Raw genomic sequence first — 25,099 nt, forward strand, 5'->3', positions numbered from 1 at the left:
CCATGGCGCGAAGGCGGCAGGCGGTAACCATCAAGCACGTGGCGGCTGATGCAGGTGTTTCGCTGCAGACGGTAAGCCGCGTCATCAACAACGAGGCCAATGTCCGGCCCGAAATGCGCGAGAAGGTCCAGGCCTCGATCGACAAGCTCGGCTATGTGCCCTCGATCGCGGCACAGCGGATGAGCGGATCGCGTTCCTATCTTATCCTGGCCCTCAACGACCGCGAACGCACCATTGCCGACTGGCGGGCGCGCCAGGGCACCGACTGGGTCGACCAGATGCTGCTGGGCGGCATGCTCGAATGCGCCGAACATGGCTATCGCCTGATCTTCGAACTGGTCGACACCCACAACGACCATGTCGAGCGCGAACTGGGCGCGGCGATTGCGGCACTACAGCCCGATGGCGCGATCCTCACGCCGCCGCACTCTGACAATCCCCAGATTCTCGAGACGCTGACCCGCCACAACGTGCCGTTCGCCCGCATTGGCGCGCAAGTGCACAAGGAAGGGTTGCCCGATGGCATCATGGTCTCGATGGATGACGAAGGCGGCGCACGCACGGCGACCCGGCATCTGATCGGCCTTGGCCACAAGCGCATCGGCTTCATCTCTGGGCCGTCGGAATATCGCCTCTCGGCCAAGCGCGTGGACGGTTGGAAAGCAGAGATGGATGCAGCGGGTCTTCCCACTGAGGGCCTGCTCGAGGCAGGGGACTTCACCTATGCCTCTGGCGTGCGCGCCGCTCGCGCCTTGCTCGCCAGCCTCGACCGGCCGAGCGCGATCATTGCCAGCAATGACCAGATGGCGCTGGCCACAGTCGAAATCGCCGACGAACTGGGCCTCGCCATCCCGGCGGATCTCTCGCTGGTCAGCTTTGACAACACTCCGCTCGTGCGCTTCACCCGGCCCGCGCTTACAGCCGTGGATCAGCCGATTGCCGAGACGACGGCCACCGCGGTGCGCAGCCTGATCGCCGCGCAGAAGGGCGAAGAGGTTGCTGGCGCGGTGATCCTGCCGATGGGCTTCGAGGTCCGCGGCTCTACCGGCCCGGCGGCGGCCCACGAGGCGTGATCGGCGGACAAAGCCGCGAACACCGCTTTCTGGCGCTCTATGCGTTGGCGTGGGCTGGATCGACGATTGCCTATGTCCCGTTCCTGACGCTGCTGTTGCCGATGCACGTGCGCGAACTGGCGGGAAGCGAGGCCGTGCGCTGGCTCGCTGCAACGACATTTCTGGGCGCTATTGCTGCCAGCTTGTGCAACATCGCGTTTGGCTGGGCGAGCGACCTCGTGGGCAGGCGCCGCCCCTTCGTGCTGGCGGGGCTGCTCCTTTCGAGTGTCATGCTCCAGATTGCGCCGCGCACCGGGACCTTGCTTTCGCTGACCGCCGTGATCGCGCTGTGGCAGGTCGGGCTCAACATGATGCTGGGGCCACTGTCTGCCTGGGCCGGGGATCAGGTGCCCGATGGGCGCAAGGGGCTGCTCGGCGGCCTGCTGGCTTTCGCCCCGGCCTCGGGTGCCCTTGCCGGAGCACTGGCGACTCTGGGCGATGCCTTCTCGCTGGAGACGCGCTTTGCCGTCGTGGGCGTGATCGTGGCGCTGTGCGTCCTCCCGCTCGTGCTTCTGGGTGACGACGGCTTCGCGCAAACCCGGGCAAGGCCGGCCGAGGGAAGCGAGGTTGCACGCAAAGTTCTCAAGGGCATGGCAACACGCATGTGGCTTGCCCGCCTGCTGGTGCAGATTTCCGAAGCCTCGCTGTTCGCGTTCTTCTACCTGTGGTTGCGCTCGGTCGATCCGGGCCTTGCCGATGGCGCCATTGCCCGCGTGCTGCTGACGGCGATGGTGATCGGTGCGCTGGTCGCGCTGGTGGCGGGCGACAGGGCGGATCGCACCGGGCAGCCTGTTTCACCGCTGGTGATCTCGTCGATCGGGGCCGCGCTGGGGCTGATCATCATGGCGCTTGCCGAAGGACGCGACGGAGCGATTGCCGGGTACATTCTGTTCGGCCTTTCGACCTCGGCGTTCCTGGCCTTGCACAGCGCCCACACCCTGAGGGTCTTGCCTGACAGTGCACGGCGCGGGCGCGATCTGGGCCTGTTCAACCTGACAAACACGATCCCGTCGCTGGCGATGCCAGCGCTGACGCTGGCTCTTGTACCAAGCCTCGGCTTCAGCGCGCTTTTCGTGGTTCTGGCGTTGCTCGCCCTTTGCGCAACCTTGCTTCTCGCCGGATTGCGACGGACTGCCTGACACCAGTTTCGTCAAGGGTTGATTTCCACTCGCAAACGTGTGAGATGTCTGATTGAGAACGTTCACAGAATCTGGGGAAGTCGATGTCGAAGGGAAGCCTGCGTCCTGCCATGGCAAGTGTGGTGGCGCTATCATTCCTGCTGGCCGCTGCGCCGGTAGCAGCGCACGAAAGCCCGGTGGCCAATCCCGCGAACTGGCCGACTGCTCACAGCCCGTCGACCATCACCGATGCCCGGACCGAGCAGGCAATCACCCGGCTGCTCCGCCAGCTGACGGTTGAACAGAAGGTCGGCCAGGTGATCCAGGGCGATATCAGTTCGATCAAGCCCGAGGACCTCGCCCGCTATCCGCTCGGGTCGATCCTCGCTGGGGGCAACAGCGGGCCTTATGGCGACGAGCGTGCCGATGCGGCCAAGTGGCTCAAGCTGGTGAACGAATTCCGCGCAGCCTCGCGCAAGGCGGGGGCGGGGGTGCCGATCCTGTTTGGTGTCGATGCTGTCCACGGGCATTCGAACCTGCCGGGCGCAACGATCTTTCCGCACAACGTCGGACTTGGGGCGGCGCATGACGCCGAACTGATCAAGCGGATCGGTGCAGCGACTGCAGCCGAGGTTGCCGGCTCGGGCATCGAATGGACCTTCGCCCCGACACTTGCCGCCCCGCAGGACCTGCGCTGGGGGCGCGCCTATGAAGGCTATTCGAGCGACCCGGCGGTGATCGCCAGCTATTCGAAGGCGATGGTCGAGGGGCTGCAGGGGCCGCTTCTCGCCGGAATGCCGCTGACGGCCGAGAAGGTGGCCGCCAGCGCCAAGCACTTCCTTGCCGATGGCGGGACCGAACAGGGCAAGGACCAGGGCGATGCCAAGTTGGCCGAGCCCGAACTCGTCCGTCTGCATGCGCAGGGCTATCCGCCCGCCATCGATGCGGGCGCGCTGACTGTCATGGCCAGTTTCTCGAGCTGGAACGGGGTCAAGAACCACGGCAATCGGTCGCTGCTCACCGACGTGCTCAAGAACCGAATGGGCTTCGAGGGCCTGGTGGTTGGCGACTGGAACGGGCACGGGCAGGTCGAGGGCTGCACGCCGACCGACTGCGCCGCCTCGATCAACGCCGGCCTCGATCTCTACATGGCGCCCGACAGCTGGAAGGGCCTGTTCGATAACACCCTGCGCCAGGTGCGCGAGGGCAAGATTCCCATGGCGCGGCTTGACGATGCCGTGCGGCGGATCCTGCGGGTGAAGTACAAGCTCGGCCTGATGGGGCCGAAGCTGGTCGAGCGTGGCGATCCCGCAGCAGTGGGCGCCCAGGCGCATCTTGATGTGGCGCGCGAAGCGGTCGCCAAGTCGCTCGTCCTGCTCAAGAACGAAGGTTCGGTGCTGCCGATCAAGCCGGGCGCCAAGGTGCTCGTGACCGGCCCGGGGGCCGACAGCATGGCGATGCAGGCCGGCGGCTGGACCATCACCTGGCAGGGCACCGACACGACAGGCGCCGACTTCCCCAAGGGCCGCACCATCGGTCGCGCGATCGTCGAGGCTGTGGCCGAAGCGGGCGGTACCGCCGAGATTGCCAAGGCTCAGGGCAGCGTCAGGCCCGATGTCGCCATCGTGGTGTTTGGCGAACAGCCCTATGCCGAGTTTCAGGGTGATGTGCCGAACCTTCTGTTCCAGTCGCTCGAGGGCGAACTGGAACTCATGAAGCAGTTAAAGGCCCAAGGCGTGCCGGTGGTTGCGGTGTTCCTTTCGGGCCGTCCGATGTTCGTTGGACCCGAGATGAACGTGGCCGATGCCTTCGTCGCCGCGTGGCAGCCGGGCTCCCAGGGGCAGGGCGTGGCTGATGTGCTGGTCGCGCGCAAGGACGGCAAGCCACCGCGCGATTTCACCGGCACGCTGCCGTTCGATTGGCCGCGCGATGCGCGCTCGCCGATGGTGGAGCCGCTGTGGCGGGTGGGCCATGGCCTCAGTTACGCAAAGCCCGCGAGCGTCGGAAGGGTCAACGAGGACCCTCGCGTCGAGGTGGGCAGCCTGCTGAGTGAAACCACGTTCATCCGCGCTGGGAAAGTGATCGAGCCGTGGCGGCTCGGCCTGGACAGCGTAGTCACCATGCGCGCGGTCGATGTGGCAGCGCAGGAGGACGCACGGCAGTTCACCTGGAGCGGCAAGGGCGACATCGCGCTCGACGGGCCGGTGGTCGATATGCAACGGCACCTCAACGGCGGCTTCGCGCTGCGGCTGGACTGGCGGCTGGATGCGCGCGGGTCGGGGCCGGTGACGGTTGCCTTTGCGGGCGTGAAGCTGGACGTCGGCAAGAGCCTTGGGGCTCTTGGCAAGGCTGCCACCCTGCGTATCCCACTGACATGCTTTGCGGAGCATGGTGCGAAGTTGGGCGCGGTGGGCTCCCCCCTTCGACTAAGCGCAGATAAGGGATTCACGGTCAGCGTCCGTAGCGCACTTATCGAGGGGGTGGGCGAGGCCATCCCCTGTCCGCCGGCCGCGAACTGACGGTTCCCCCGCGATGACGCTCGTGGTGAGCGACACCCCTTGGTTGACAACAGGGGTTTCGTAGGCGGCGTTTGGGCCTGGTTGATAGCAATCTGTTTGTGTCCCCGGATTTTGGCCCTGTGCGGATCCTGTCCGGGGACACAGGTTTCGTGCAAGAATGATTACCAGGCAGTCGCTCCCGCATCGATGGCAAAGTCGGCGCCGGTCACGTAGCGTGCCTCATCACTGGCCAACCATGTGGCGCACCAGGCGATGTCCTCCGGGTCACCAAGACGCTTGAGCATGTTCTTCTTGAGGACCGCCCCTTCAAGACCTGGGTCCATCTCCATATGACGGCGCGTGGCTTCGGTCTGGATGAAGCCAGGTGCGATCGTGTTGGCGCGGATGTTGTGCGGCGCGCCTTCCATGGCCAGTTGCCTGGTCATGGCAAGAACGCCTCCCTTGCCTGCGCAATGCGCGATGGCCGGAGAACCATCGAGAGCATGGCGCGCATTGGCGCTTGCGAAGTTGATCACGCTCGCCTTGCCGCTGGACTTCAGAAACGGCCATGCGGCCCGCGTCGCGAGAAAGACGATGTCCAGTTCCCCTGAAAGCGTCCGCTTCCATTCGTGATAGGACATGGTTTCGATCCAATTGAAGACTGCGAAGGCGGCTGCATTGACAAGAATGTCGATGCGGCCATGCTTCTGGCCGATGTGCTGAAAGGTCGCCCGTGTCGCGTCCTCGTCGAGCAGGTCGCACGTCGTGTCCGCACCGCCCAGGTCGAGACCGATCACGTTGGCACCCTCGGCAGCGAACATCTTGGCGCAGCCCTTGCCGATGCCGTTGCCGGCACCGGTAACGACGGCGATCTTGTTGGCTAAACGACCAGGCATCATTGCGCCTTCCGGCTGATTTGCAGCGACGCAAGAGCAATTGCCGCACCGGCACCGGCAAACAGAGCCAGGACCTGGAAGCTACCCATAAGTCCGCCGGCACGAAGGGCAACGAACGTCACCACGAGCGGGCTCAGCCATTGCCCCAGCGAGAAGGCTGACTGCCAGAAGCCGGTCCCGCGGCCCCGGAATTCAAAGGGCAGGATGCTCATTGCCCATACGAGAAGGGTTGGCAGGAGCATGCCGGCACCGAGTTGGTTGATGAAACATCCGGCAAGGAATCCCGTCACGTTTCCACCCTTGCCCATCAGCATGAATCCGATAGCCAGCAGCGTGAGTTCGATGAGAAGAAGCTTGCCCACACCGATGCGAGCGATCCGGGAGTACAGGAAGGTGCCGAGGGGAACACCGACGCTGGCAACAGACGTCAGGAAGCCGATTCGGGCGGCGCTGGTCAATCCGAGTTCGGTGAGACCGCTCGCGGCCTGAATTTGCACGGTATAGAAGAATACCGAGCCATAGATCGTCACGGCGACAATCGTTGCCATCCGGGCCCACGGAAAACCTGCCCAGCTGAGCTTGTGAGGAGCGGCATCAGCTTCCTCATCCGCATCGTCGTCTCCTGCGGGCTCCCATGTGAAGATCCAGACAAGTGCGAACATCACTAAAGCTGACGAATAGACCCAGAACGGCGTGCGCCAGCCGAAATCTCCGAGAATGCCACCGACATTGAAAAACAGAAGTGCGGACATCGAGGCAAACGCCGTCTGGCCTGCAAGCCATTTGTCGCGCTCGGCACCCTTGAAATAGTCGCCGATCATGGTTGTGGAGAGAACGTAGATCAGCGCCTCGGCAATTCCCACGCCAACGCGAGACACCAGAATGGTAGTCAGGTCCTTCAGAAAGATTGGAGCCAGACCGACCAGCGCGTAAATCACGAAGGAGGCCAGCAAGAGCTTACGGCGGCCGAAATAATCCCCGAGAATGCCAGCGAACGGGCATAGCAGCGCCACGCACAGCGCCGGAAGGGTCAACACCATTGGGACAAGGTATTCATGTCCCGGGGTTGTACCGAATTCTGCCATGATCTGGGGTACGACAGGCGCAAGAAGTACGACGGCCATCGTGGTGAGCGTGATCGGCAGCAGCAGCGCGATCCCTGTCATGAAACTCGGTATGTGATGCTTTGTCATGGCAGCATCCGTCTCCTCGCAAGTATTTTCTCACGCTGCAATCGACCGGCGCGCCTGTTCGCAGCGGCGATCATCAATGTGAAACCGGTCTCATACCTTTGCCTAGGCCTGCTCCTTCTGTCCAATCGATATGAGGGAAGACTTGTTATTGATTTGGCCGAATTGAGATCTTGTGCGGTAGGAATTGCGCAGTGCACCAGAGGTCCCAACTGTCAACGCAGACAGCCCGACTATGGTAGGTGGGGAAACACACCTGATCGTATTGATGGCGCGCCCGGCAGGACTCGAACCTGCTGCCTCAAGATTAGAAGTCTCGCGCTCTATCCAGATGAGCTACGGGCGCGCGCCGGCTTCCCATAAGCACGCTTTGCGGATCGTGCAAACCGGGTTAGCACCACACTCCATGAGCGATCCCCAGATTTCGAGAATCGACGGCTCCACCAGCGCGCGTCGGCATTTCCGCTACTTTGATTATGTGATGGCCTCGTTCGTGGCGATCCTGTTGCTGTCGAACCTGATCGGGGCGGCCAAGCTGGCGCAGGTTGGCGGGTTCACGTTTGGCGCGGGCATCCTGTTCTTCCCGGTATCCTATGTGATCGGCGACGTGCTGACCGAGGTCTATGGCTATGCCAATGCGCGGCGCTGCGTGTGGATGGGGTTCTTCGCGCTGGTGTTCATGGCGTTCATGAGCTTCGTGGTCGTGAAAATGCCACCCGCGCCGGGCTGGGACGGGCAGGCGGCTTACGAAAGCGTGTTCGGATCGACCTGGCGGATCGTGCTGGCATCGGTGACGGCCTTCTGGGCGGGCGAGTTCGTGAATTCCTTCGTGCTGGCCAAGATGAAGTTGCTGACCGGGGGCAAGATGCTGTGGACGCGCACGATCGGCTCGACCGTGTTCGGGCAGGCGGTGGACAGCCTGCTGTTTTACCCCATCGCGTTCCTCGGCATCTGGACGACGAGCCAGGTGCTGACCGTGATGGTGACCAACTGGCTGATGAAGGTGGTGTGGGAGGCGGTGCTGACGCCGGTGACATATGCCGTGGTCGGCTGGCTGAAGGCGCGCGAAGGCGCGGACGTCTATGATACGGACACCGACTTTTCGCCGTTTGCCAAGGCGCCGTAGGTTTAGGCCGCACGCCGAGGCCAATTTGCGCTGTTGCATTCGCCAACTTTTGTCATGGATCCCGGCCTTCGCCGGGATGACGACACAAGAGCGGGGTCGTTAAGGGACTCCAGCTTTGCTCATGCAAAGGCCCCGCCTCTCCGGGGGGGGGCGGGAGAGGCGGGGCGGCTTGCGGGGGGCTGGACGGCCCGCAAGGTCTGACTGTTGCGGCTCAGTCGGCGATGAGGCCGATCAGCAGGTAGACGAGCACGGCCGAGCCGAAGCCCAGCAGGGTGCCGAGAGCGAAAGCGACGCGGACCAGGGTTACGTCGATGTTGAAGTAGTTGGCGATGCCTGAGCAGACGCCCATTACCTTGCCGTTGACCTTGTCGAGGCGGAAACCGCGAGTGGTCTCGATCGGGCGCGGGGCCGGGTCGTCGAAGCGAAGCTGGCTCATCAGATCATCTCCTGCATAGCGGCGGGCGCCGAAGTGGTGTTGACGGGGGTGTGAACGGTGCCGGCGATCAGCGCGAGGCTGAGGGCGAAAGCGGTTGCTGCGGCGGCGATGCGGTTGGTGATGGCGGTCATGATCTTGTCCTCACGGTAACTGTTTGAGCCGTTATGGCTTATGCGACCAGCGTTGCATGGGCCGTGCCAAACTGCCGAAATGGCGGATTTCTGCGGATCACGGCGGTCGGGCGAAACCTCGGCATCTTTCCCGCTGCTGAACAGTGGTGAAATTCCCCATTAATTGGCGAGCGTGTGCATGGCGTTGTCTTTACCGCTGCTGCTGACGCGCTTTGCAGCTTGCTTTTTTACGCGACCGGGCCTATCTGCGCCTCATCCCGACATTGTGAAAGCAAGGTCAGGCTGGTGCCACCGGGCACCGGCAGCGACCCGCTTTTGCCATTCGGCTTATTGGAGATTGCATGGCGGATATCGCGCGGATCGCGGAAGTTATCGAACCGGAGGCCAAGGCCCTGGGCTTCGATCTCGTGCGCGTGCGCTATTTCAAGGGCGGCGAGATCGGTGACGAGGAGCATACGCTTCAGGTCATGGCCGAGCGGCCAGAGACCGGCCAGCTAGTGATCGAGGACTGCGCCGCGCTTTCGAATCGCATTTCCGACCGGTTCGACGAACTGGAAGAAGCAGGCGAAGTGCTGCTCGAAGACGCCTATCGCCTTGAAGTGTCATCGCCCGGCATCGACCGTCCGCTGACGCGACCCAAGGACTTTGCCGCCTGGGTCGGGCAGGAGGCTCGCATCGAGCTTTCCGAGCTGCTGGGCGAGCGCAAGCGTTTCCGTGGCGATCTTGCCGGCTTCGATGCCGAAACCCAGACCATTTCGATCGAGGACGATGGTATCGTGTTCGAGGTGCCGTTCGCCCTCGTTGCCAATGCCAAGCTGATCCTGACGGACAAGCTTATTGCCGCTTCCCGGCCGCTGGATACCAGCGGTGCGGACGAAATTCTCGAAGAACAGGAAGACTGACCCATGGCCAGTGCGATTTCCGCCAACCGCGCCGAACTGCTTGCAATCGCCAACGCGGTTGCCACCGAGAAGATGATCGACAAGTCGGTCGTCATCGAGGCGATGGAAGAGGCAATACAGAAGTCGGCGCGCAACCGTTATGGCGCCGAGAACGACATTCGCGCCAAGCTCGATCCGCGCACCGGCGACCTGCGCCTGTGGCGCGTCGTGGAAGTGGTCGAAGTGGTCGAGGACTACTTCAAGCAGGTTGACCTCAAGGCTGCCGAAAAGCTGCAGCCGGGCGCCAAGGTTGGCGACTTCATCGTCGATCCGCTGCCGCCGGTGGACCTGGGCCGCATCGACGCGCAGTCGGCCAAGCAGGTGATCTTCCAGAAGGTCCGCGATGCGGAGCGGGATCGCCAGTACGACGAGTTCAAGGACCGTGCGGGCGAAGTCATCACCGGCGTGATCAAGTCGGTCGAATTCGGCCACGTGATCGTCAACCTCGGCCGCGCCGAGGGCGTGATCCGCCGCGACCAGCAGATCCCGCGCGAAGTGCCGCGCGTGGGCGAGCGCGTCCGTGCGCTGATCATGAAGGTCGAGCGCCAGAACCGTGGGCCGCAGATCTTCCTCAGCCGCGCGCACCCCGAGTTCATGAAGAAGCTCTTCGCGCAGGAAGTGCCCGAGATCTACGACGGCATCATCGAGATCAAGGCCGCTGCCCGCGATCCGGGTTCGCGCGCCAAGATCGGCGTGATCAGCCGCGACAGCAGCATTGACCCGGTCGGCGCCTGCGTCGGCATGAAGGGCAGCCGCGTGCAGGCCGTCGTGCAGGAGCTGCAGGGCGAGAAGATCGACATCATCCCCTGGAGCGAGGACACCGCGACCTTCGTGGTCAACGCGCTGCAGCCCGCCACGGTCAGCCGCGTGGTAATCGACGAGGAAGAGAGCCGCATCGAAGTCGTCGTGCCCGATGACCAGCTGTCGCTCGCCATCGGTCGTCGCGGCCAGAACGTGCGTCTGGCCTCGTCGCTGACGGGTTCTGCCATCGACATCATGACCGAGGCGGAAGCTTCGGAGAAGCGCCAGAAGGAATTCGCCGAGCGTTCGAAGATGTTCGAGGAAGAGCTCGACGTGGACGAAACGCTCTCGCAGTTGCTGGTGGCCGAAGGCTTCACCGAGCTGGAAGAAGTCGCCTACATCGAGACCAGCGAACTGGCCACGATCGAAGGCTTCGACGAAGAGCTCGCCGAAGAACTCCAGAGCCGTGCCGCTGAAGCGATCGAGCGCCGCGAGGAAGCCCTGCGCGAACAGCGTCGTGGCCTTGGCGTCGAAGATGCGCTGGCCGAGCTGCCGCACCTGACCGAAGCGATGCTCGTCACGCTGGGCAAGGCCGGTATCAAGACGCTTGACGACCTGGCGGACCTTGCCACCGACGAGCTGATCGCCAAGAAGCGCGCCGAACAGCGCCGCCGCAACGACAAGGGCCCGCGCGAAAAGAGCGATCGCCCCGAGCGCGTCGAGGACAAGGGTGGCGTGCTGGGCGAGTATGGCCTGAGCGAAGAACAGGGCAACGAGATCATCATGGCCGCGCGTGCCCACTGGTTCGATGACGAGCCAGTAGCTGAGGAGGCCGCCGATGCGGATTCCTCACAATGAGCCGCTAAGCTCCGACATCTCCGGCACTGCACCGGCGGGGAAGGCCTCGCCGGAGCGCAAGTGCGTGCTGACCGGGCGCCATGATGCGCGGGACGAACTGACGCGTCTTGCCATCTCGCCCGACGGTGACGTGCTGCCTGACGTGATGGCGCGTGCCCCCGGGCGCGGGGCCTGGATCGGCGTGGACCGGCAAGCCCTTGAAAAAGCGATTGCCAATGGCAAACTTAAGGGAGCGCTGGCGCCTGCCTTCAAGGGTGCTGCGCTGTCCATTCCGGCCGATCTTCCCGAACGCATCGAACAGGCGCTGCGTCGCCTGGTGACCGACCGGCTCGGCATCGAGCTGCGGGCGGGCAATGTGCTGCTGGGCACGGAGAAGATTGCGCAAGGCTGCCGGGCGGGGGCTGTGACGTTCCTCGGCCATGCCTCGGACGCTGGCACCGATGGACCCAACAAACTGGCGCAAGCCTGGCGCGTGGGCGAAGGCGCCGAGGGTTCGGGGATGAAAGGTGTCATCTTGCCGCTGGACCGAGCGGCGCTGTCTGTGGCATTGGGCCGCGACAACGTCGTTCACGTCGCGCTGACCGACCCCGCTGCCGCCGCAAGGCTGCAAGCGCCGCTGCAGCGCCTGATACATTTTCTCGGAAACGAGACTGAAGCCGCCGGATCCGAGACGGGTGCAGTGGCGAACGACGATATTGATACGAAGGGCGAATGAGTTCGATGAGCGATAGCGACAAGAAGCCGACACTGGGCCGTAGGCCGCTGGGTCTGAAGACCTCGGTGGAGGCGGGAGAGGTCAAGCAGACCTTCAGCCATGGTCGCACCAACAAGGTGGTGGTCGAAGTGAAGCGGCGCAAGCTGATGGGCCGGCCCGGCGAGGCCGCTCCTGTTGCTGCGCCTGCCGCACCGGCACCTGCTGCCGCGCCGGTAGCCCCGCCGCCTCCGCCGCCCCCGCCGCCTCCGCCGCCATCGGCCAGCCGCGAAACCCGCCAGGAAATGCAGGCTCGCCTGCTGCGCGAAGCCGAGGAAGCCCGCCTCGCTGCGCTCGAAGCGGCGAACCGTCGCGAGCAGGAAGAAAAGCTCAAGGCGATCGAGGAAGAGCGTCGCCGCGCCGAGGAAAAGGCCAAGGCTGAAGCGGCACCCGCACCTGCGCCAGAGCCGACCCCGGAACCGGAAGCTGCGCCTGCTCCAGCGCCCACGCCAGTGGCGACGCCTGAAGTGGCCAAGCAGCCGGAAGCCGCGCCTGCTCCGGTCGAAGCCAAGGCTGCCGAGCCGAAGGCAGAGGAAGCCGCGCCGGTAATCCCGGCACCGCGCCGCTTTACCCCGGTTGCCTCGCCCGCGCCGATCAAGCGTCCCGAGCCTGCTGCGAAGAAGCCCGCCGCCAATCCGCGCGATCGCAAGACCGAGGACCGTCGTGGCGGCAAGCTGACCGTTACGCGCGCGCTCAACGAGGACGAAGGCGCGCGCGCCCGTTCGCTCGCTGCGCTGAAGCGTGCCCGAGAAAAGGAACGCCGTGCGCACTTCGCCGGCCAGTCGCAGCCGCGTGAAAAGCAGGTTCGCGACGTGGTCGTGCCTGATGCGATCACCGTGCAGGAGCTGGCGAACCGCATGGCCGAAAAGGCTGCGGACCTCGTCAAGGCGCTGTTCAAGATGGGCATGATGGTCACCATCAACCAGACCATCGACCAGGATACCGCCGAACTGCTCGTCACCGAATTCGGCCACAACATCCAGCGCGTGAGCGACAGCGATGCTGATATCGATACGTCCTCGGACGTTGACGCCGAGGACACGCTGCAGGCGCGTCCGCCGGTGGTGACGATCATGGGTCACGTCGACCACGGCAAGACCTCGCTGCTCGACGCCTTGCGCGGCACCGACGTGGTGCGCGGCGAAGCCGGCGGCATCACGCAGCACATCGGTGCATACCAGATCAAGACCAAGGGCGGTGAGTTCATCACCTTCCTCGACACCCCGGGCCACGAGGCCTTCACTGAAATGCGCATGCGCGGGGCCAATGTCACCGACATCGTCATTCTGGTGGTTGCTGGTGACGATGGGCTCATGCCGCAGACGATCGAGGCGATCAACCACACCAAGGCGGCCGGCGTGCCGATGATTGTGGCGATCACCAAGTCGGACAAGCCCGAATTCAATCCGCAGAAGATCCGCGAGCGCCTGCTCGAGCACGAGATCATCGTCGAGGCGATGTCGGGCGACGTGCAGGACGTGGAAGTGTCGGCCAAGTCCGGCGCGGGCCTTGACGAGCTGATCGAGAAGATCCTGCTGCAGGCAGAACTGCTCGAACTGAAGGCGAACCCGGATCGCGCAGCGGAAGCCACCGTGATCGAGGCCAAGCTGGACAAGGGCAAGGGTCCGCTTGCGACCGTGCTGGTCAATCGCGGCACGCTCAAGGTCGGGGACATCCTCGTGGTCGGCACCCAGTCGGGCCGCGTCCGCGCCATGCTGGACGACAAGGGTCGTCAGGTGAAGGCGGCGGGCCCGTCGCTGCCGGTCGAAGTGCTCGGCATCGGCGGCGTGCCGATGGCCGGTGACACGCTGACCGTGGTCGAAAGCGAAGCCCGTGCCCGTGAAGTGGCGGCGTACCGCCAGGAACGCGCTACCGCCAAGCGCACCGTGCAGGCGCCTGCCAGCCTCGAAAATATGTTCTCTGCGCTGGCCGCGAAGAACACGGTCATCGAGTATCCGCTGGTTGTCCGTGCCGACGTGCAGGGTTCGGTCGAAGCAATTGTCAACGCGCTGAACAAGATCTCGACCGACGAGATCAAGGTGCGCATCCTGCAGTCCGGCGTGGGCGCCATCACCGAAGGCGACGTCAACCTGGCGCAGGCCAGCGGCGCGCCGATCGTGGGCTTCAACGTCCGTCCGAACGCCAAGGCGCGCGAGCTGATCGAGCGCAACAAGGTGCGGATGAAGTACTTCGACGTGATCTATCAGCTCACCGACGACATTCGTTCGGAAATGGCGGGCGAGTTGGGTCCGGAGGCGATCGAAACGGTCGTCGGCCGCGCCGAGGTCAAGGAAGTCTTCCCGGCGGGCAAGAAGGACAAGGCAGCCGGTCTGCTCGTGGTCGAAGGCGTCATCCGCAAGGGTCTGCATGCACGCCTCACGCGCAGCGACGTCATTGTCAGCCGCACGACCATCGCCTCGCTGCGCCGCTTCAAGGACGACGTGCCGGAAGTCCGCGCAGGCCTGGAATGCGGCGTGCTGTTGCAGGACACGAACGACATCAAGGCTGGCGACCAGCTGGAAGTCTTCGAAGTCGAGATGCGCGATCGTACGCTCTGATGATGTAAGGGAATGCTTCGTCCGCCTTCAGGGGCGGCGGGGCATCCTGCCATTCTGGCGGCAGTCTGACTAGTCAATAGCTTCAAAGCACAAGACTAGGGTCACACAGGTCTTGTTCCAAAAACGCCTTTCCGAGGTCGCTACCGGCGACAGAACGGGAGGTGATGTTTTTGAAATTGGATACCGTAGTGATTCTGGTTCTCGGCGTGGCCACGTTGATCGTGGGGCTCGTCGGACTGGTGATCAAGCTCATCGAGCTTGGCCGCAAGTAAAACCAGTGCGGGGGTGCTGTAGCAGCGGCACCCCCAATACAGAAAGAACCCGGACGTAGCAGCGTCCGGGTTCCGGGATGGTGATTGTGAAATCAGCAACCGTAGTGATCCGCTGCTGATAGCACATTTGCTCTAAATTGCAAGAACGGCCCCCCTGCCATGACCCGCTATGTCGCCCTGTTCGGATCCATCAACGTCGGCGGCAATCGCGTGACGATGGCGGATCTGCGCTGGGCGTTCGAGCGGGAAGGGCTGACCGGGCTGGAGACCGTGGTCGCCAGCGGCAACCTGCTGTTCGACTATGACGATCGTCCGCTGGATGGCCTTGAAGACCTGTTCGCGCACGTCATGCTGGAGCGGTTCGACATCAAGAGCTTTGTCGCGGTGCGCGATCGGGCAGCAATCGCACAAGCGGTGGAGGGCAATCCCTTTACCGGCATCGGCAAGGACAATCTGGTCCACACGCTGTTCCTCGAACGTCAGCCCGACCAGGCAGCTTTCGACAAGCTGGCAGCCGACCAGGCGATGCGCGGTCTCGAGAAACTGGCAATCGGCGAGCGCAGCATCTATATCGATTTCGTAAGCAGCGTGGCCGAAAGCAAGCTGACGAGCGCCTTCATCGAGCGCCGTCTTGGTTGCCGGGGCACCGCGCGCAACGTTCGATCGATTGCACGCATCCTTTCGAAGATGAGTTAGAATTGGCCAAGTTTCAAACCTCCCCAGAAACCCGTTCCGTCCGCCTGCTGAAGGTGGGTGAGCAGGTGCGCCATATCCTGTCGGAGCTGCTGACGCGGCAGGAAGTGCATGACGACGTTCTTTCGGCGCATACCGTTTCGGTCACCGAAGTGCGCATGTCGCCTGACTTGCGCCATGCCACGGTGTTCATCAAGGCGCTGCTGGGTGAGGACGAGGAGATCGTCCTCAAGGCACTGCGCACCAATACCGCGTTCTTCCAGCGCGAAGTGGCGCAGCGGCTGCGGCTAAAGTACGCGGCGCGACTGAAGTTCCTGCCTGACGAGAGTTTTGACGAAGCAAGCCGGATCGAGCAGCTGCTGAGCGACCCGAAAGTGCGGCGCGATCTCGACGCCGAGGATTGAGCTTCAGGCCGGGACCATCTGCGCATTGATGGTGATCGTGACGGACTTCGACACGATCAGGCGATAGGCATTCATTCCGAAATCCGCGCGGTCGATCCTGGTCCGCCCCGAAAGGCGGATTGCCTCGCGCCCGGTGGCCTTGGCCGGTGGTGCGGCAAAGCTCACGTTTAGCGTGGTTTGGCGTGTGACGCCCTTTGCGGTAAGCTCGCCACTGACGACCGCCGTGACCGGCCCGGTCATCGCCATCGAACGGCCGATGAAACGGACCTGCGGGTGTTGTTCGACATCGAAGAAGTCCGGCCCTTTCAGACGTTTAAGCGTGACGGAATCCCCGGCCTGTAGCGCCGTCGCATCGAGCGTCACATCGAGCTTCACGTTATCGAGATGCGCTGGGTCCAGTTCGATCCCGCCGGTGATGACGGGAAAACGCGCGGTCTTGCTGGCGATGCCGAAGAAGCCGACGCGGGCGTGGACTTCGCTGTGTGGGGCGTCGATGCGGTAGCGCAGCTTCTGCGGTGGGGCGTTGCCGAGCAGCACCAATGTCGCGGCGGCGCTGGCCAGTGCGCTGATGATCCGTCGAGTTTTCCTGCGCATTGGTCGGCGATCCCTCTGGCAATCCAGAACGTGGTGCTTATGGCTGTGCGCGATGGCCAAGCTCTATTTCTACTACGCCAGCATGAACGCCGGCAAATCGACCAATCTTCTGCAGGCGGACTTCAACTACCGCGAGCGAGGGATGGCCACGATGCTGTGGACTGCGGCATTGGATGACCGGGGCGGCGCCAAGGGGCAAGACTTTGCCATCGAAAGCCGCATCGGCCTTCATGCCGAGGCCCATCGTTTCGATCATGCTACCGACCTGTGGGGAGCGGTGAAAGCTGCCCATGTGGTACAGCCGCTGTCTTGCGTGCTGGTGGACGAGGCGCAGTTCCTGTCCAAGGCACAGGTCTGGCAACTGGCGCGGATTGCCGACGAGGCAGGGGTGCCGGTGCTGTGCTATGGCCTGCGCACCGATTTTCAGGGCGAGTTGTTCGAAGGGGCGGCAGCGCTGCTCGGCATTGCGGACTCGCTGGTGGAATTGAAAGCGGTCTGCCACTGCGGGCGCAAGGCGACAATGAACCTGCGCGTGGACGAAAGCGGTGCAGCGGTGCGGGCAGGGGCGCAGACGGAGATCGGCGGGAACGACCGCTATGTTGCGCTGTGTCGCAAGCACTTTTCGGAGGCGATGGGGGCATGAGCGGAGATGGACTGTACGTGCCGCTCGCCGATGGCGACTTGCGGCTCGAGCCGCTGCGCGAGGATCATCGCGAGGGCCTGCGGCGGGCTTGTGCTCAGGATGACGAGATCTGGGACGTCTATCCTTTCAGCTATCGGGGCGATGCTTTCGATCCGCAATTCGATAGCCTGCTGAACTCTGCGCCGCAGCGGCGGCCCTATGCTGTCTTTTCGGGCGAGGTGCTGGTCGGCATGACGGCGTGGATCGAACATGGCGCGCCGGGTTGGTCGATCGAGATCGGCAACAGCTATATCGTGCCGTCGGTTCGCGGCACCGGCCTCAACGGACGGCTTAAGCGGCTGATGATTGACCACGCCTTTGCTTGTGGGCTGGAGCGCGTGGCGTTCAAGGTGGATACGATGAACCTGCGCAGTCAGGCTGCGGTCAGGAAGGTTGGCGGAGTGCAGGAAGGCGTGATGCGGCACGAGCGTCGGACGTGGACGGGCCGTGTCCGCGATACCGTGCTGTTTTCGATCCTGCGTGACGACTGGATGAGCAACAAGAAATGAACCCCGAAGGTCTGGTCTGGCAGATTGCCACGATCGCAATTCCCATGATCCTGGCGATCGTGTTCCACGAGGTGGCCCATGGCTGGGTGGCGCGGGCGTTGGGCGATCCGACGGCGGCGGAGCAGAAGCGGCTGAGCCTCAATCCGCTGCGCCATGTCGATCCATTCGGGACGATCATCTTGCCCGGGCTGCTGAAGCTGAGCGGGGCACCGGTATTCGGCTGGGCCAAGCCGGTGCCTGTGGACTTTCGCCGCTTGCGCAATCCGCGCTGGGGCATGGTGCTGGTGGCGGCAGCGGGGCCGCTCACCAATTTCGTGCTGGCCTTGATTGCCGCCATCGGGCTGGGTCTGCTGGTGAGGGCAACGGACGGCATGGCCGAGCCGGGGCTGGGGGCGCTGTTCTTTTCGGACAACCTGCGCAATTTCCTGATCGTCAATCTTTTCCTCGGCGCGTTCAACCTGCTGCCGATTCCGCCGTTCGACGGGTCGCGCATCGTGATGGGCGTGCTGCCTGCGCCACTGGCACGCGTCTATGGCAAGATTGAGCCTTATGGTTTGCTCGTGGTGTTCGCGTTCCTCGTGATCCTGCCGTACTTCTGGCCGGAGCTGCATCTGGTCCAGCGGCTGATCGGGCCGCCGGTGGAATGGTTCGGACAGCACCTTGCCAAACTGGCGACGCTGGTTGCCGGGCCTGAGCCACTCTGACCATGGTTGATGGCTGGATCATTCTCGACAAGCCGCTCGAGCTCGGCTCGACGCAGGGCGTCGCGGCGGTGAAGCGCAACCTGCGGGCGGCGGGCTTCGGCAAATGCAAGGTGGGCCATGGCGGCACGCTTGACCCGCTGGCAACAGGTGTGTTGCCGATCGCCATTGGCGAGGCGACCAAGCTGTGCGGCCGGATGCTCGACGCGAGCAAGGTCTATACCTTCACGGTGGGTTTCGGTGAGGAATCGGACACGCTCGACCTTGAGGGCAAGATCGTGGCGACAAGCGACGTCCGGCCTTCCTGGCAAGAGATCAAGGCAGTGCTGCCGCGCTTTACCGGCCCGATTTCGCAGGTTCCGCCCGCCTATTCAGCACTGATGGTCGATGGTGAACGTGCCTATGACCTTGCGCGCAAGGGCGAGACGTTCGAGCTGAAATCGCGTGATGTGGTGATCCGCTCGCTGGTTGCCGAACCTGTTGCAGATCCGGCGCGGGTTGAAGAACTAACCCTGACTGCCCATGTATCGAAAGGAACGTACATCCGCAGCCTGGCGCGCGACATTGCCCGCGCGCTCGGCACCGTGGGGCATGTTACCATGCTGCGCCGCCTGAAGGCCGGGCCGTTCGACATTGCCCAGGCGATTTCGCTGGACAAATTGAACGATGTGGGTAAAGGCGCGCCCCTTGAACACATACTCTTGCCGCTGGAGGCAGGGCTGGTCGACATCCCGGCTCTCTCCCTCGATCCCGAGCAGGCAAGGGCGGTCCGTCAGGGCCGCGTTCTGGCGGGATTGCCCTTCGAGGACGGGCTTTACTGGGCGAAGGCCGGATCTGTTCCGGTCGCGCTGGTGGAGCTTTCGGGCGGAAGCCTGAAGGTCCAGAGGGGCTTTAATCTGAAGGATGTCGCGGAGTAGAATACATGTCGATTACCGCAGAAAAGAAGCAGGAAGTCATTGCCGCTCACGCTCGCGCCGAAGGCGACACCGGTTCGCCGGAAGTCCAGGTCGCGATCCTGACCAGCCGCATCCAGACGCTGACCGAGCACTTCAAGTCCAACCACAAGGACAACCACTCGCGTCGCGGCTTGCTGATGATGGTCAACAAGCGTCGTTCGCTGCTCGACTACCTGAAGAAGAAGGACGTGGGTCGTTACAACGACCTGATCCAGAAGCTCGGTCTTCGCAAGTAACCAAGCGGAGCGGCCCCAAGCGGGCCGCTTTTGCTTTCTGGCGTCCTCGCAATTCGGCGAGGTGCCTCCGGGGCAAGACAAACGGCCCCACACCGGACCGGGACGGCATTCCCCGGCAGCAAACCCCGTTCGCAATAGGGCGCGCGGGCTGAAGGATGTAAAATGTTCGACGTCAAAACCGTATCGCTGGAGTGGGGCGGAAAGACCCTCACCCTCGAAACCGGCCGCATTGCCCGTCAGGCTGACGGCGCGGTCCTCGCCACTTACGGCGAAACTGTAGTCCTTTGCGCGGTCACCGCGGCAAAGTCGGTCAAGGAAGGCCAGGACTTCTTCCCGCTGACCGTCCACTACCAGGAAAAGTATTCGGCAGCTGGCCGCATTCCGGGCGGTTTCTTCAAGCGCGAGCGCGGCGCGACGGAAAAGGAAACGCTGGTTTCCCGCCTGATCGACCGTCCGGTTCGCCCGCTGTTCCCCGAAGGTTTCTACAACGAAATCAACGTCATCGCCCAGGTTCTGAGCTATGACGGCGAGACCGAACCCGATATCGTCGCGATGATTGCGGCCTCGGCTGCGCTGACCATCTCGGGCGTTCCGTTCATGGGCCCGATCGGCGCTGCGCGCGTCGGCTTCGTCGATGGCGAATACGTGCTGAACCCGAAGCAGGACGCCGCGCTGACCGATGGCCGCCTCGACCTCGTGGTCGCCGCGACCGACTCTGCCGTGATGATGGTGGAATCGGAAGCCAAGGAACTGAGCGAAGACGAAATGCTCGGTGCCGTGCTGTTCGCGCATGACGAGTGCCGCAAGGTCATCGGTGCGATCATCGAACTGGCCGAGAAGGCTGCGAAGGATCCCTGGGAAATCGACCTGTCGGACAACACCGCCGACATCAAGAAGAAGCTCAAGGACCTCGTCGGCGCGGACATCGCCGCTGCCTACAAGCTGACCAACAAGTCGGCCCGTTCCGACGCGCTGAACGCCGCCCGCGCCAAGGCCAAGGAAGCGTTCGCCGGTGAAACGCCGCAGACCCAGATGGTCGCCATCAAGACCATGAAGAAGGTCGAGGCCGACATCGTGCGCGGCGCCATCCTCAAGGACGGCACCCGCATCGACGGTCGTTCGGTCACGCAGGTCCGCCCGATCGAATCGATGGTCGGCTTCCTGCCGCGCACCCACGGTTCGGCGCTGTTCACGCGCGGTGAAACGCAGACCATCTGCACCACCACGCTGGGCACCAAGGACGCCGAGCAGATGATCGATGGCCTTGAAGGCCTGCGCTACGAAAACTTCATGCTCCACTACAACTTCCCGCCGTACTCGGTTGGCGAAGTTGGCCGTTTCGGCGCGCCGGGCCGTCGTGAAGTGGGCCATGGCAAGCTGGCATGGCGCGCACTGCACCCGGTGCTGCCGACCAAGGACGAGTTCCCCTACACCATCCGCGTCCTTTCGGACGTGACCGAGTCGAACGGCTCGTCGTCGATGGCCACCGTCTGCGGCGGCTGCCTTTCGATGATGGACGCGGGCGTGCCGATCAAGCGCCCGGTTTCGGGCATCGCCATGGGCCTCATCCTTGAAGGCAGCGAGTTCGCCGTCCTCTCGGACATCCTGGGCGACGAGGACCACCTCGGCGACATGGACTTCAAGGTGGCAGGCACGTCCGAAGGCATCACCACGATGCAGATGGACATCAAGGTCGCCGGCATCACGCGCGAAATCTTTGAGGTTGCCCTCAAGCAGGCTTCGGAAGGCCGCGCGCACATCCTGAACGAGATGACCAAGGCGCTGGGCGAAGCACGCACCGAGCTTTCGGCGCACGCGCCGCGCATCGAGACGCTGCAGATCGACAAGTCGAAGATCCGCGACGTCATCGGCACCGGCGGCAAGGTGATCCGCGAGATCGTGGCCACCACCGGTGCAAAGGTCGACATCGACGACGAAGGCCTGATCAAGATCTCGTCTTCGGACCTGACCCAGATCGAAGCCGCCAAGAACTGGATCCTCGGCATCGTCGAGGAAGCCGAGGTCGGCAAGATCTACAAGGGCAAGGTCGTCAACATCGTCGACTTCGGCGCTTTCGTGAACTTCATGGGCGGCAAGGACGGCCTCGTCCACGTCTCCGAAATGAAGAACGAGCGCGTGGAAAAGCCGACCGACGTGGTGAAGGAAGGCCAGGACGTTTACGTCAAGGTCCTCGAGATCGACCAGCGCGGCAAGGTTCGCCTGTCGATGCGCGTCGTCGATCAGGAAACTGGCGCGGAGTTGGAGGACACCCGCCCCGCCCGTGAACCGCGTGAACCGCGCGGCGATCGTGGTGATCGCGGCGACCGTCGTGGCCCGCGCGGCAATGATCGTGGTGGCCGTGGTGACCGTAGCCCCAGAGGCGATCGGGGCCGTGAAGGCGGTGATCGTCCTCGCCGTGACCGTGAAGACGGTCCGGCTCCGGATCACATGCCGGCGTTCCTCAAGTCCGACGACTGAGGAACGGCCAGCAGGCCAGACAGAAAGGGGCTCCACCGCAAGGTGGGGCCTTTTTCATTTGCAAAACGGTCATCATTCGCTGGCAGACACGGAGACATGGCAAAGCCGTCACACAATATCGTGGTTTTCGAATGCAGTGCGCGGCGCGATCCACGCTGGTGGCTGATGGGAGTGCTGGGCGCCGCCTTCGTGTCGGCGTCGCTGATGGTAAACCCCAAGGATAATTGCAGCGAAGGTGGCGAGTGTGCGCCTTGGCTGGTGCCCGTTGCAGGCGCGGTCGGTGCGCTTGGCCTCGTGGGTGCGGCGGGTCAACTTGTGGCCAACACCCGGCGGGGGAGCCGACTGGATCTCGAGGCTGGTACGCTGGAGTGGTGGCAGGGGCGCACGCGCCGACGGCCGGGCAATCATGGTTTCATCGCGCTTGCCGACATTTCGCGCATCGTCGTCCGTCGGGGCGATGATAGCAGCGATCTCATCAGCCTTTACGACCAGCAGGGTGAGCGCCTGCGGCTTTTCGACAGCGAGGTAATCGGTGAAACTCCCGAAGAGTGGGCGCGCAAGCTTGTCTTGTTTGCACCCCGGATCGTGTTCGATCTGCAGGATTGAGACGCTTTAAGTTTGCTATTCCCGCGCCAACGGTCCACAGCGGGGGCATCGGTGAGATGACCATTGTAGGCATCACCGGCTGAGAGACCTGTCGCGCTCCCGCTTACGCAATGGGAGTCTGTCGTGGACCTCAACCAACAATATGGAAAGCACCAGAGGTTGGTGATGGGCGCTGTGGCCAGCGCTTGCGTGCAGGACCGCGCTAACAAGCTTGTGCTTGCGCAAGACTGCGCCAGCAACATCTCCACCTGTCGAAGATCCGAGCGCGCGCCTATAGCGGCAGGGTGGGCGCGACCGAGCACACAGAACACGATCGCAGACGTGTTCGCAACGGAGTACCTCGCATGAGCCGAGCCATGAATACCACACTGAACGAAGCCCGCGTCCGAGCACTTTGCGAGAAATCCGGCGTCGCTATCAGCGCGCTCGAAGTCCTGCCTTCGGGTGGAACGCGGCTTGTCTGCACGCGCGAGGAGGGCGCTGACGAAATGCGGATCGTGCTGAAGACGACCATGATCGAAGGACGCGTCCCGAGATTTGCCTTCCAACGCAGCCAGAACTCGCAGTACGGCTGATCGCGAACAGGGTCAGGCCTCGAGGCGGCTAGGCCGCGTCGCGCAAGGGTGGCGGTTCCTGTCCGGCCACCAGGATACAGTTCCGACCCGACTGCTTTGCCGCATAGAGGGCTTCGTCAGCCGCCCGCAGTGCATCGCTGCGGGTCTTGTAGGCGAAGACGTCGGCGATCCCGCCGGAGAACGTGACACGGCCGAACGGCATGTCGGTGGCGCGATTGACGAGGCGTCGTTCCGCTATGCTTTCGCGCGCCTGATCTAGACGGTCCCACGCCTTCTCGGGCGGGAGGGCGCGGAACAGCACGGCGAACTCTTCGCCCCCGTGCCGCGCTACATGGCAGCGGGCGTCTGAAATCTGGCTGAGGGTCTCGGCAACCACTTTGAGTACCCGGTCGCCTGCGGCGTGGCCATGGCAGTCATTGATGCGCTTGAAGTGATCGATGTCGCAAAACGCCACGCAGAGCGGTTCGCCGGAAGCCTTTGCTGCGGCATATTCCTTTTCGAACAGGGTTTCGAACGCGCGGCGGTTGGGAAGTCCCGTGAGGTGATCCTCGTCGGCTACCCGACGCGCTTCGTCGAGACTTTTCTGGAGTTCCATTGCGCGCCGCTCGGACTCGCAGAGGTTGTGTTCGATCTCGCGCGTGCGATGCATCATTGCCTTGGCGAGGGCGGCTAGCTCTGTGATTACCGCCCCGGCACGACCAACTTGTTCGAGATCATCGACGTGTTGCTGCAACGCGGCGCCATATTCGGTCGTCGCCGACCTCGCGTGGGTCGTGGCGCTGACGAACTCCTCGAGCGTGTCTTCCAAGCGTGACATGAGGGCGGCGAGGAGTTCGGATGAGGTTTCACCTTCCTCCTCGCGAACGACTTGTTCGAGCCAGACGATCGTGATCGGCTGACCCGCTTCAGTACGTTCGAGAATCATCTGGGCTAGCTTCGGCTTGGCACCGGTGACACAGTCGTAAGCGATCTCGAGCGTCCACGGCATCACCTCGAGATCATGATCGATCAGGAAGTCCGCCACTTTCGCGAGAAGCCGGCGCTTGGCCGGTAGCCAGATTTCGCGCGCAGTCACGTCACGGATGAGGCCGATGATGTCGAGTGTTTCCTCCCCGGACTCCGCTTCTCCGGCAAGGCCGAGCCATCTGAGCAGGCGCGACCGGGACCCGCGCGAGGAAGGATCATTTGTCATGTCTGCCAGAACGGCCAACGCCGCGTGAGATTAACCACGCGGCGCCGCAGTATTCCGGGAATACGTGTTCGTCCTGAGGTGGATCTCAGCGAACGCGAGGTCCGCCAAAAGGCATCGGCGGGGGAGGCCGACGATGGCCGCGCGGGAGCTGCGCCTGATATGCGCGGCCGCAATGCTCCACACAGTAGGGGAAGCCGGGATTCACCTTCTCGCCGCAGAAATGGAAGTCCGGCTCGCCGGGGTGGCCCATCGGCCAGCGGCAGATGCGATCGTTGAGATCGAGCAGGCTGGTCTTGTCGGCGATTTCCGGGCTTGGGCGTGCGGGCACGAGGCGGCGCGGCGGGGCCGGCGGGATGGGCGCCTGCTGGTCGCCGGGACCCTGACGCAAAAAGCCGCCGGGCCCGACCGAGACGATTCGCGGTTGGGGTGCCGCGGGTGCAGCGTCGCTCGCAGGCTTTGCTTCGGGGGCTGGTGCGGGAGCAACGCGAGGTGCCGGCGCTGGAGCTGGCGGTGCCGCCGCCACGACCGGGCGCGGCGCGGCGACCTTGGGTTCTGGAGCCGGGGTGGCGGGTTTGGCAGCCTTGGGGGCTGCCGGAGAAACCGACGCATCCGTCTTGTCGTTGGCCTTTACCGGGGAAGGGCGCGCCTTGAGGCCAAGGCGGTGCGCCTTGCCGATCACCGCATTGCGGCTGACGCCACCGAGTTCATCGGCGATCTGGCTGGCGGTTGACCCGCCCTCCCACATCTTGGTCAGCTTCTCGATCCGCTCTTCGGTCCAGCTCATGCCTTCACGTTTCCTTCCGTGCCGGAATGCTCCGGCCGTTAAAATCTGCCCGGTCGGCAAG

General features: G+C 63.6%; 25 protein-coding genes and 1 tRNA gene. 18 read left to right on the forward strand and 8 right to left on the reverse strand.

Annotated elements, in window-relative coordinates; genetic code table 11:
• The first annotated feature begins 2 nt into the window (after positions 1–2).
• The 3 genes from IM701_RS04155 to IM701_RS04165 all read left to right on the forward strand — a co-directional run bounded on the left by IM701_RS04155 (position 3) and on the right by IM701_RS04165 (position 4,749).
• Positions 3–1,073, forward strand: a complete 1,071-nt coding sequence (locus IM701_RS04155; RefSeq protein WP_193827865.1) for a LacI family DNA-binding transcriptional regulator — start codon at positions 3–5, stop codon at positions 1,071–1,073.
• A complete protein-coding gene (locus tag IM701_RS04160; protein ID WP_230487790.1) occupies positions 1,070–2,251 on the forward strand; it encodes an MFS transporter in 1,182 nt (393 codons plus the stop codon). The genes IM701_RS04155 and IM701_RS04160 overlap by 4 nt, the downstream gene beginning before the upstream one ends.
• Before the next feature lie 83 nt (positions 2,252–2,334).
• Positions 2,335–4,749 (forward strand): glycoside hydrolase family 3 protein, encoded by a 2,415-nt coding sequence (locus IM701_RS04165; RefSeq protein WP_193827866.1) that lies wholly within the window; start codon positions 2,335–2,337, stop codon positions 4,747–4,749.
• A gap of 161 nt (positions 4,750–4,910) precedes the next feature.
• On the opposite strand, the gene IM701_RS04170 is transcribed toward IM701_RS04165, so the two are convergent.
• From IM701_RS04170 to IM701_RS04180, 3 genes are all read right to left on the reverse strand, one after another.
• Positions 4,911–5,624: an SDR family NAD(P)-dependent oxidoreductase gene (locus tag IM701_RS04170; RefSeq protein ID WP_039336696.1), complete on the reverse strand. Its 714-nt coding sequence runs from the start codon at positions 5,622–5,624 to the stop codon at positions 4,911–4,913.
• On the reverse strand, positions 5,624–6,817 hold the full coding sequence (locus IM701_RS04175) for an MFS transporter (RefSeq protein WP_082013440.1): 1,194 nt from the start codon (positions 6,815–6,817) through the stop codon (positions 5,624–5,626). Before IM701_RS04175 ends, IM701_RS04170 begins: the two co-directional genes overlap by 1 nt.
• 266 nt (positions 6,818–7,083) lie before the next feature.
• Positions 7,084–7,160 (reverse strand) — tRNA-Arg (locus IM701_RS04180).
• Positions 7,161–7,220: 60 nt separating this feature from the next.
• On the opposite strand from IM701_RS04180, the gene IM701_RS04185 reads away from it, so the two are divergent.
• Positions 7,221–7,940 (forward strand): queuosine precursor transporter, encoded by a 720-nt coding sequence (locus IM701_RS04185; protein WP_193827867.1) that lies wholly within the window; start codon positions 7,221–7,223, stop codon positions 7,938–7,940.
• Positions 7,941–8,151: 211 nt separating this feature from the next.
• Here IM701_RS04185 and IM701_RS04190 read toward each other — a convergent pair whose 3' ends face one another.
• Together IM701_RS04190 and IM701_RS22095 are read right to left on the reverse strand one after the other, a co-directional pair.
• Complete coding sequence (locus tag IM701_RS04190) at positions 8,152–8,376, reverse strand: PspC domain-containing protein (RefSeq protein ID WP_193827868.1); 225 nt, start codon at positions 8,374–8,376, stop codon at positions 8,152–8,154.
• A complete protein-coding gene (locus IM701_RS22095) occupies positions 8,376–8,507 on the reverse strand; it encodes a hypothetical protein (protein ID WP_255355009.1) in 132 nt (43 codons plus the stop codon). Before IM701_RS22095 ends, IM701_RS04190 begins: the two co-directional genes overlap by 1 nt.
• Positions 8,508–8,848: 341 nt before the next feature.
• Between IM701_RS22095 and rimP the strand changes: the two genes are divergently transcribed.
• The 6 genes from rimP (at position 8,849) to rbfA (ending at position 15,725) form a co-directional block, all read left to right on the forward strand.
• Complete coding sequence (gene rimP / locus IM701_RS04195) at positions 8,849–9,409, forward strand: ribosome maturation protein RimP (RefSeq protein ID WP_062341715.1); 561 nt, start codon at positions 8,849–8,851, stop codon at positions 9,407–9,409.
• 3 nt (positions 9,410–9,412) lie between these two features.
• Complete coding sequence (gene nusA, locus IM701_RS04200) at positions 9,413–11,047, forward strand: transcription termination factor NusA (RefSeq protein WP_039338736.1); 1,635 nt, start codon at positions 9,413–9,415, stop codon at positions 11,045–11,047.
• A complete protein-coding gene (locus tag IM701_RS04205) occupies positions 11,028–11,762 on the forward strand; it encodes a DUF448 domain-containing protein (protein ID WP_193827869.1) in 735 nt (244 codons plus the stop codon). Before nusA ends, IM701_RS04205 begins: the two co-directional genes overlap by 20 nt.
• 5 nt (positions 11,763–11,767) lie before the next feature.
• On the forward strand, positions 11,768–14,356 hold the full coding sequence (gene infB / locus IM701_RS04210; protein ID WP_193827870.1) for a translation initiation factor IF-2: 2,589 nt from the start codon (positions 11,768–11,770) through the stop codon (positions 14,354–14,356).
• A 431-nt stretch (positions 14,357–14,787) separates the two neighbouring features.
• The gene (locus IM701_RS04215; RefSeq protein WP_039337759.1) at positions 14,788–15,324 is read left to right on the forward strand and encodes a DUF1697 domain-containing protein; all 537 of its coding nucleotides are present in this window, start codon (positions 14,788–14,790) and stop codon (positions 15,322–15,324) included.
• A gap of 2 nt (positions 15,325–15,326) precedes the next feature.
• The gene (gene rbfA / locus IM701_RS04220) at positions 15,327–15,725 is read left to right on the forward strand and encodes a 30S ribosome-binding factor RbfA (RefSeq protein WP_039337760.1); all 399 of its coding nucleotides are present in this window, start codon (positions 15,327–15,329) and stop codon (positions 15,723–15,725) included.
• A 3-nt stretch (positions 15,726–15,728) separates the two neighbouring features.
• Here the strand turns inward: rbfA and IM701_RS04225 are convergent, their stop codons facing one another.
• Positions 15,729–16,319, reverse strand: coding sequence for a YceI family protein (locus IM701_RS04225; protein WP_193827871.1), 591 nt, complete (start codon positions 16,317–16,319; stop codon positions 15,729–15,731).
• A 52-nt stretch (positions 16,320–16,371) separates the two neighbouring features.
• On the opposite strand from IM701_RS04225, the gene IM701_RS04230 reads away from it, so the two are divergent.
• The 8 genes from IM701_RS04230 to IM701_RS04265 all read left to right on the forward strand — a co-directional run bounded on the left by IM701_RS04230 (position 16,372) and on the right by IM701_RS04265 (position 23,062).
• Positions 16,372–16,962 carry a thymidine kinase gene (locus IM701_RS04230; RefSeq protein WP_039337761.1) on the forward strand — a complete coding sequence of 197 codons (591 nt, stop codon included), beginning with the start codon at positions 16,372–16,374 and terminating at the stop codon, positions 16,960–16,962.
• On the forward strand, positions 16,959–17,510 hold the full coding sequence (locus tag IM701_RS04235) for a GNAT family N-acetyltransferase (RefSeq protein WP_193827872.1): 552 nt from the start codon (positions 16,959–16,961) through the stop codon (positions 17,508–17,510). Before IM701_RS04230 ends, IM701_RS04235 begins: the two co-directional genes overlap by 4 nt.
• A complete protein-coding gene (locus tag IM701_RS04240) occupies positions 17,507–18,214 on the forward strand; it encodes a site-2 protease family protein (protein ID WP_193827873.1) in 708 nt (235 codons plus the stop codon). The genes IM701_RS04235 and IM701_RS04240 overlap by 4 nt, the downstream gene beginning before the upstream one ends.
• A 2-nt stretch (positions 18,215–18,216) precedes the next feature.
• Positions 18,217–19,128 (forward strand): tRNA pseudouridine(55) synthase TruB, encoded by a 912-nt coding sequence (gene truB, locus IM701_RS04245; protein ID WP_193827874.1) that lies wholly within the window; start codon positions 18,217–18,219, stop codon positions 19,126–19,128.
• A gap of 5 nt (positions 19,129–19,133) precedes the next feature.
• On the forward strand, positions 19,134–19,403 hold the full coding sequence (gene rpsO / locus IM701_RS04250; RefSeq protein WP_039337765.1) for a 30S ribosomal protein S15: 270 nt from the start codon (positions 19,134–19,136) through the stop codon (positions 19,401–19,403).
• A 162-nt stretch (positions 19,404–19,565) separates the two neighbouring features.
• Entirely contained in the window at positions 19,566–21,881 is a 2,316-nt protein-coding gene (pnp, locus tag IM701_RS04255; protein WP_039337766.1) for a polyribonucleotide nucleotidyltransferase, read from the forward strand.
• 96 nt (positions 21,882–21,977) lie between these two features.
• A complete protein-coding gene (locus IM701_RS04260) occupies positions 21,978–22,487 on the forward strand; it encodes a hypothetical protein (RefSeq protein WP_193827875.1) in 510 nt (169 codons plus the stop codon).
• Between the two features lie 356 nt (positions 22,488–22,843).
• A complete protein-coding gene (locus IM701_RS04265; protein WP_322788221.1) occupies positions 22,844–23,062 on the forward strand; it encodes a hypothetical protein in 219 nt (72 codons plus the stop codon).
• A 28-nt stretch (positions 23,063–23,090) separates the two neighbouring features.
• On the opposite strand, the gene IM701_RS04270 is transcribed toward IM701_RS04265, so the two are convergent.
• A complete protein-coding gene (locus IM701_RS04270; RefSeq protein WP_193827876.1) occupies positions 23,091–24,254 on the reverse strand; it encodes a diguanylate cyclase in 1,164 nt (387 codons plus the stop codon).
• 85 nt (positions 24,255–24,339) lie between these two features.
• Positions 24,340–25,038 (reverse strand): GcrA family cell cycle regulator, encoded by a 699-nt coding sequence (locus tag IM701_RS04275; RefSeq protein WP_193827877.1) that lies wholly within the window; start codon positions 25,036–25,038, stop codon positions 24,340–24,342.
• Positions 25,039–25,099 lie beyond the last annotated feature (61 nt).

The sequence above is a fragment of the Novosphingobium sp. ES2-1 genome (assembly GCF_015169775.1).
GTDB classification, from domain to species: Bacteria; Pseudomonadota; Alphaproteobacteria; order Sphingomonadales; family Sphingomonadaceae; genus Novosphingobium; species Novosphingobium subterraneum.

Excerpts from the sequence above, each read along its gene's own strand:
- IM701_RS04225 (WP_193827871.1), bottom strand. The coding sequence starts at position 16,319 with ATGCGCAGGAAAACTCGACGGATCATCAGCGCACTGGCCAGCGCCGCC.
- IM701_RS22095 (WP_255355009.1), bottom strand. The coding sequence starts at position 8,507 with ATGACCGCCATCACCAACCGCATCGCCGCCGCAGCAACCGCTTTCGCC.
- IM701_RS04205 (WP_193827869.1), top strand. The coding sequence starts at position 11,028 with ATGCGGATTCCTCACAATGAGCCGCTAAGCTCCGACATCTCCGGCACT.
- rpsO (WP_039337765.1), top strand. The coding sequence starts at position 19,134 with ATGTCGATTACCGCAGAAAAGAAGCAGGAAGTCATTGCCGCTCACGCT.
- IM701_RS04235 (WP_193827872.1), top strand. The coding sequence starts at position 16,959 with ATGAGCGGAGATGGACTGTACGTGCCGCTCGCCGATGGCGACTTGCGG.
- IM701_RS04275 (WP_193827877.1), bottom strand. The coding sequence starts at position 25,038 with ATGAGCTGGACCGAAGAGCGGATCGAGAAGCTGACCAAGATGTGGGAG.
- IM701_RS04165 (WP_193827866.1), top strand. The coding sequence starts at position 2,335 with ATGTCGAAGGGAAGCCTGCGTCCTGCCATGGCAAGTGTGGTGGCGCTA.
- IM701_RS04190 (WP_193827868.1), bottom strand. The coding sequence starts at position 8,376 with ATGAGCCAGCTTCGCTTCGACGACCCGGCCCCGCGCCCGATCGAGACC.
- IM701_RS04265 (WP_322788221.1), top strand. The coding sequence starts at position 22,844 with ATGAATACCACACTGAACGAAGCCCGCGTCCGAGCACTTTGCGAGAAA.
- rimP (WP_062341715.1), top strand. The coding sequence starts at position 8,849 with ATGGCGGATATCGCGCGGATCGCGGAAGTTATCGAACCGGAGGCCAAG.
- truB (WP_193827874.1), top strand. The coding sequence starts at position 18,217 with ATGGTTGATGGCTGGATCATTCTCGACAAGCCGCTCGAGCTCGGCTCG.
- IM701_RS04260 (WP_193827875.1), top strand. The coding sequence starts at position 21,978 with ATGGCAAAGCCGTCACACAATATCGTGGTTTTCGAATGCAGTGCGCGG.
- IM701_RS04215 (WP_039337759.1), top strand. The coding sequence starts at position 14,788 with ATGACCCGCTATGTCGCCCTGTTCGGATCCATCAACGTCGGCGGCAAT.
- IM701_RS04175 (WP_082013440.1), bottom strand. The coding sequence starts at position 6,817 with ATGACAAAGCATCACATACCGAGTTTCATGACAGGGATCGCGCTGCTG.
- IM701_RS04270 (WP_193827876.1), bottom strand. The coding sequence starts at position 24,254 with ATGACAAATGATCCTTCCTCGCGCGGGTCCCGGTCGCGCCTGCTCAGA.
- IM701_RS04230 (WP_039337761.1), top strand. The coding sequence starts at position 16,372 with ATGGCCAAGCTCTATTTCTACTACGCCAGCATGAACGCCGGCAAATCG.
- IM701_RS04155 (WP_193827865.1), top strand. The coding sequence starts at position 3 with ATGGCGCGAAGGCGGCAGGCGGTAACCATCAAGCACGTGGCGGCTGAT.
- IM701_RS04240 (WP_193827873.1), top strand. The coding sequence starts at position 17,507 with ATGAACCCCGAAGGTCTGGTCTGGCAGATTGCCACGATCGCAATTCCC.
- infB (WP_193827870.1), top strand. The coding sequence starts at position 11,768 with ATGAGCGATAGCGACAAGAAGCCGACACTGGGCCGTAGGCCGCTGGGT.
- IM701_RS04170 (WP_039336696.1), bottom strand. The coding sequence starts at position 5,624 with ATGCCTGGTCGTTTAGCCAACAAGATCGCCGTCGTTACCGGTGCCGGC.
- IM701_RS04185 (WP_193827867.1), top strand. The coding sequence starts at position 7,221 with ATGAGCGATCCCCAGATTTCGAGAATCGACGGCTCCACCAGCGCGCGT.
- pnp (WP_039337766.1), top strand. The coding sequence starts at position 19,566 with ATGTTCGACGTCAAAACCGTATCGCTGGAGTGGGGCGGAAAGACCCTC.
- nusA (WP_039338736.1), top strand. The coding sequence starts at position 9,413 with ATGGCCAGTGCGATTTCCGCCAACCGCGCCGAACTGCTTGCAATCGCC.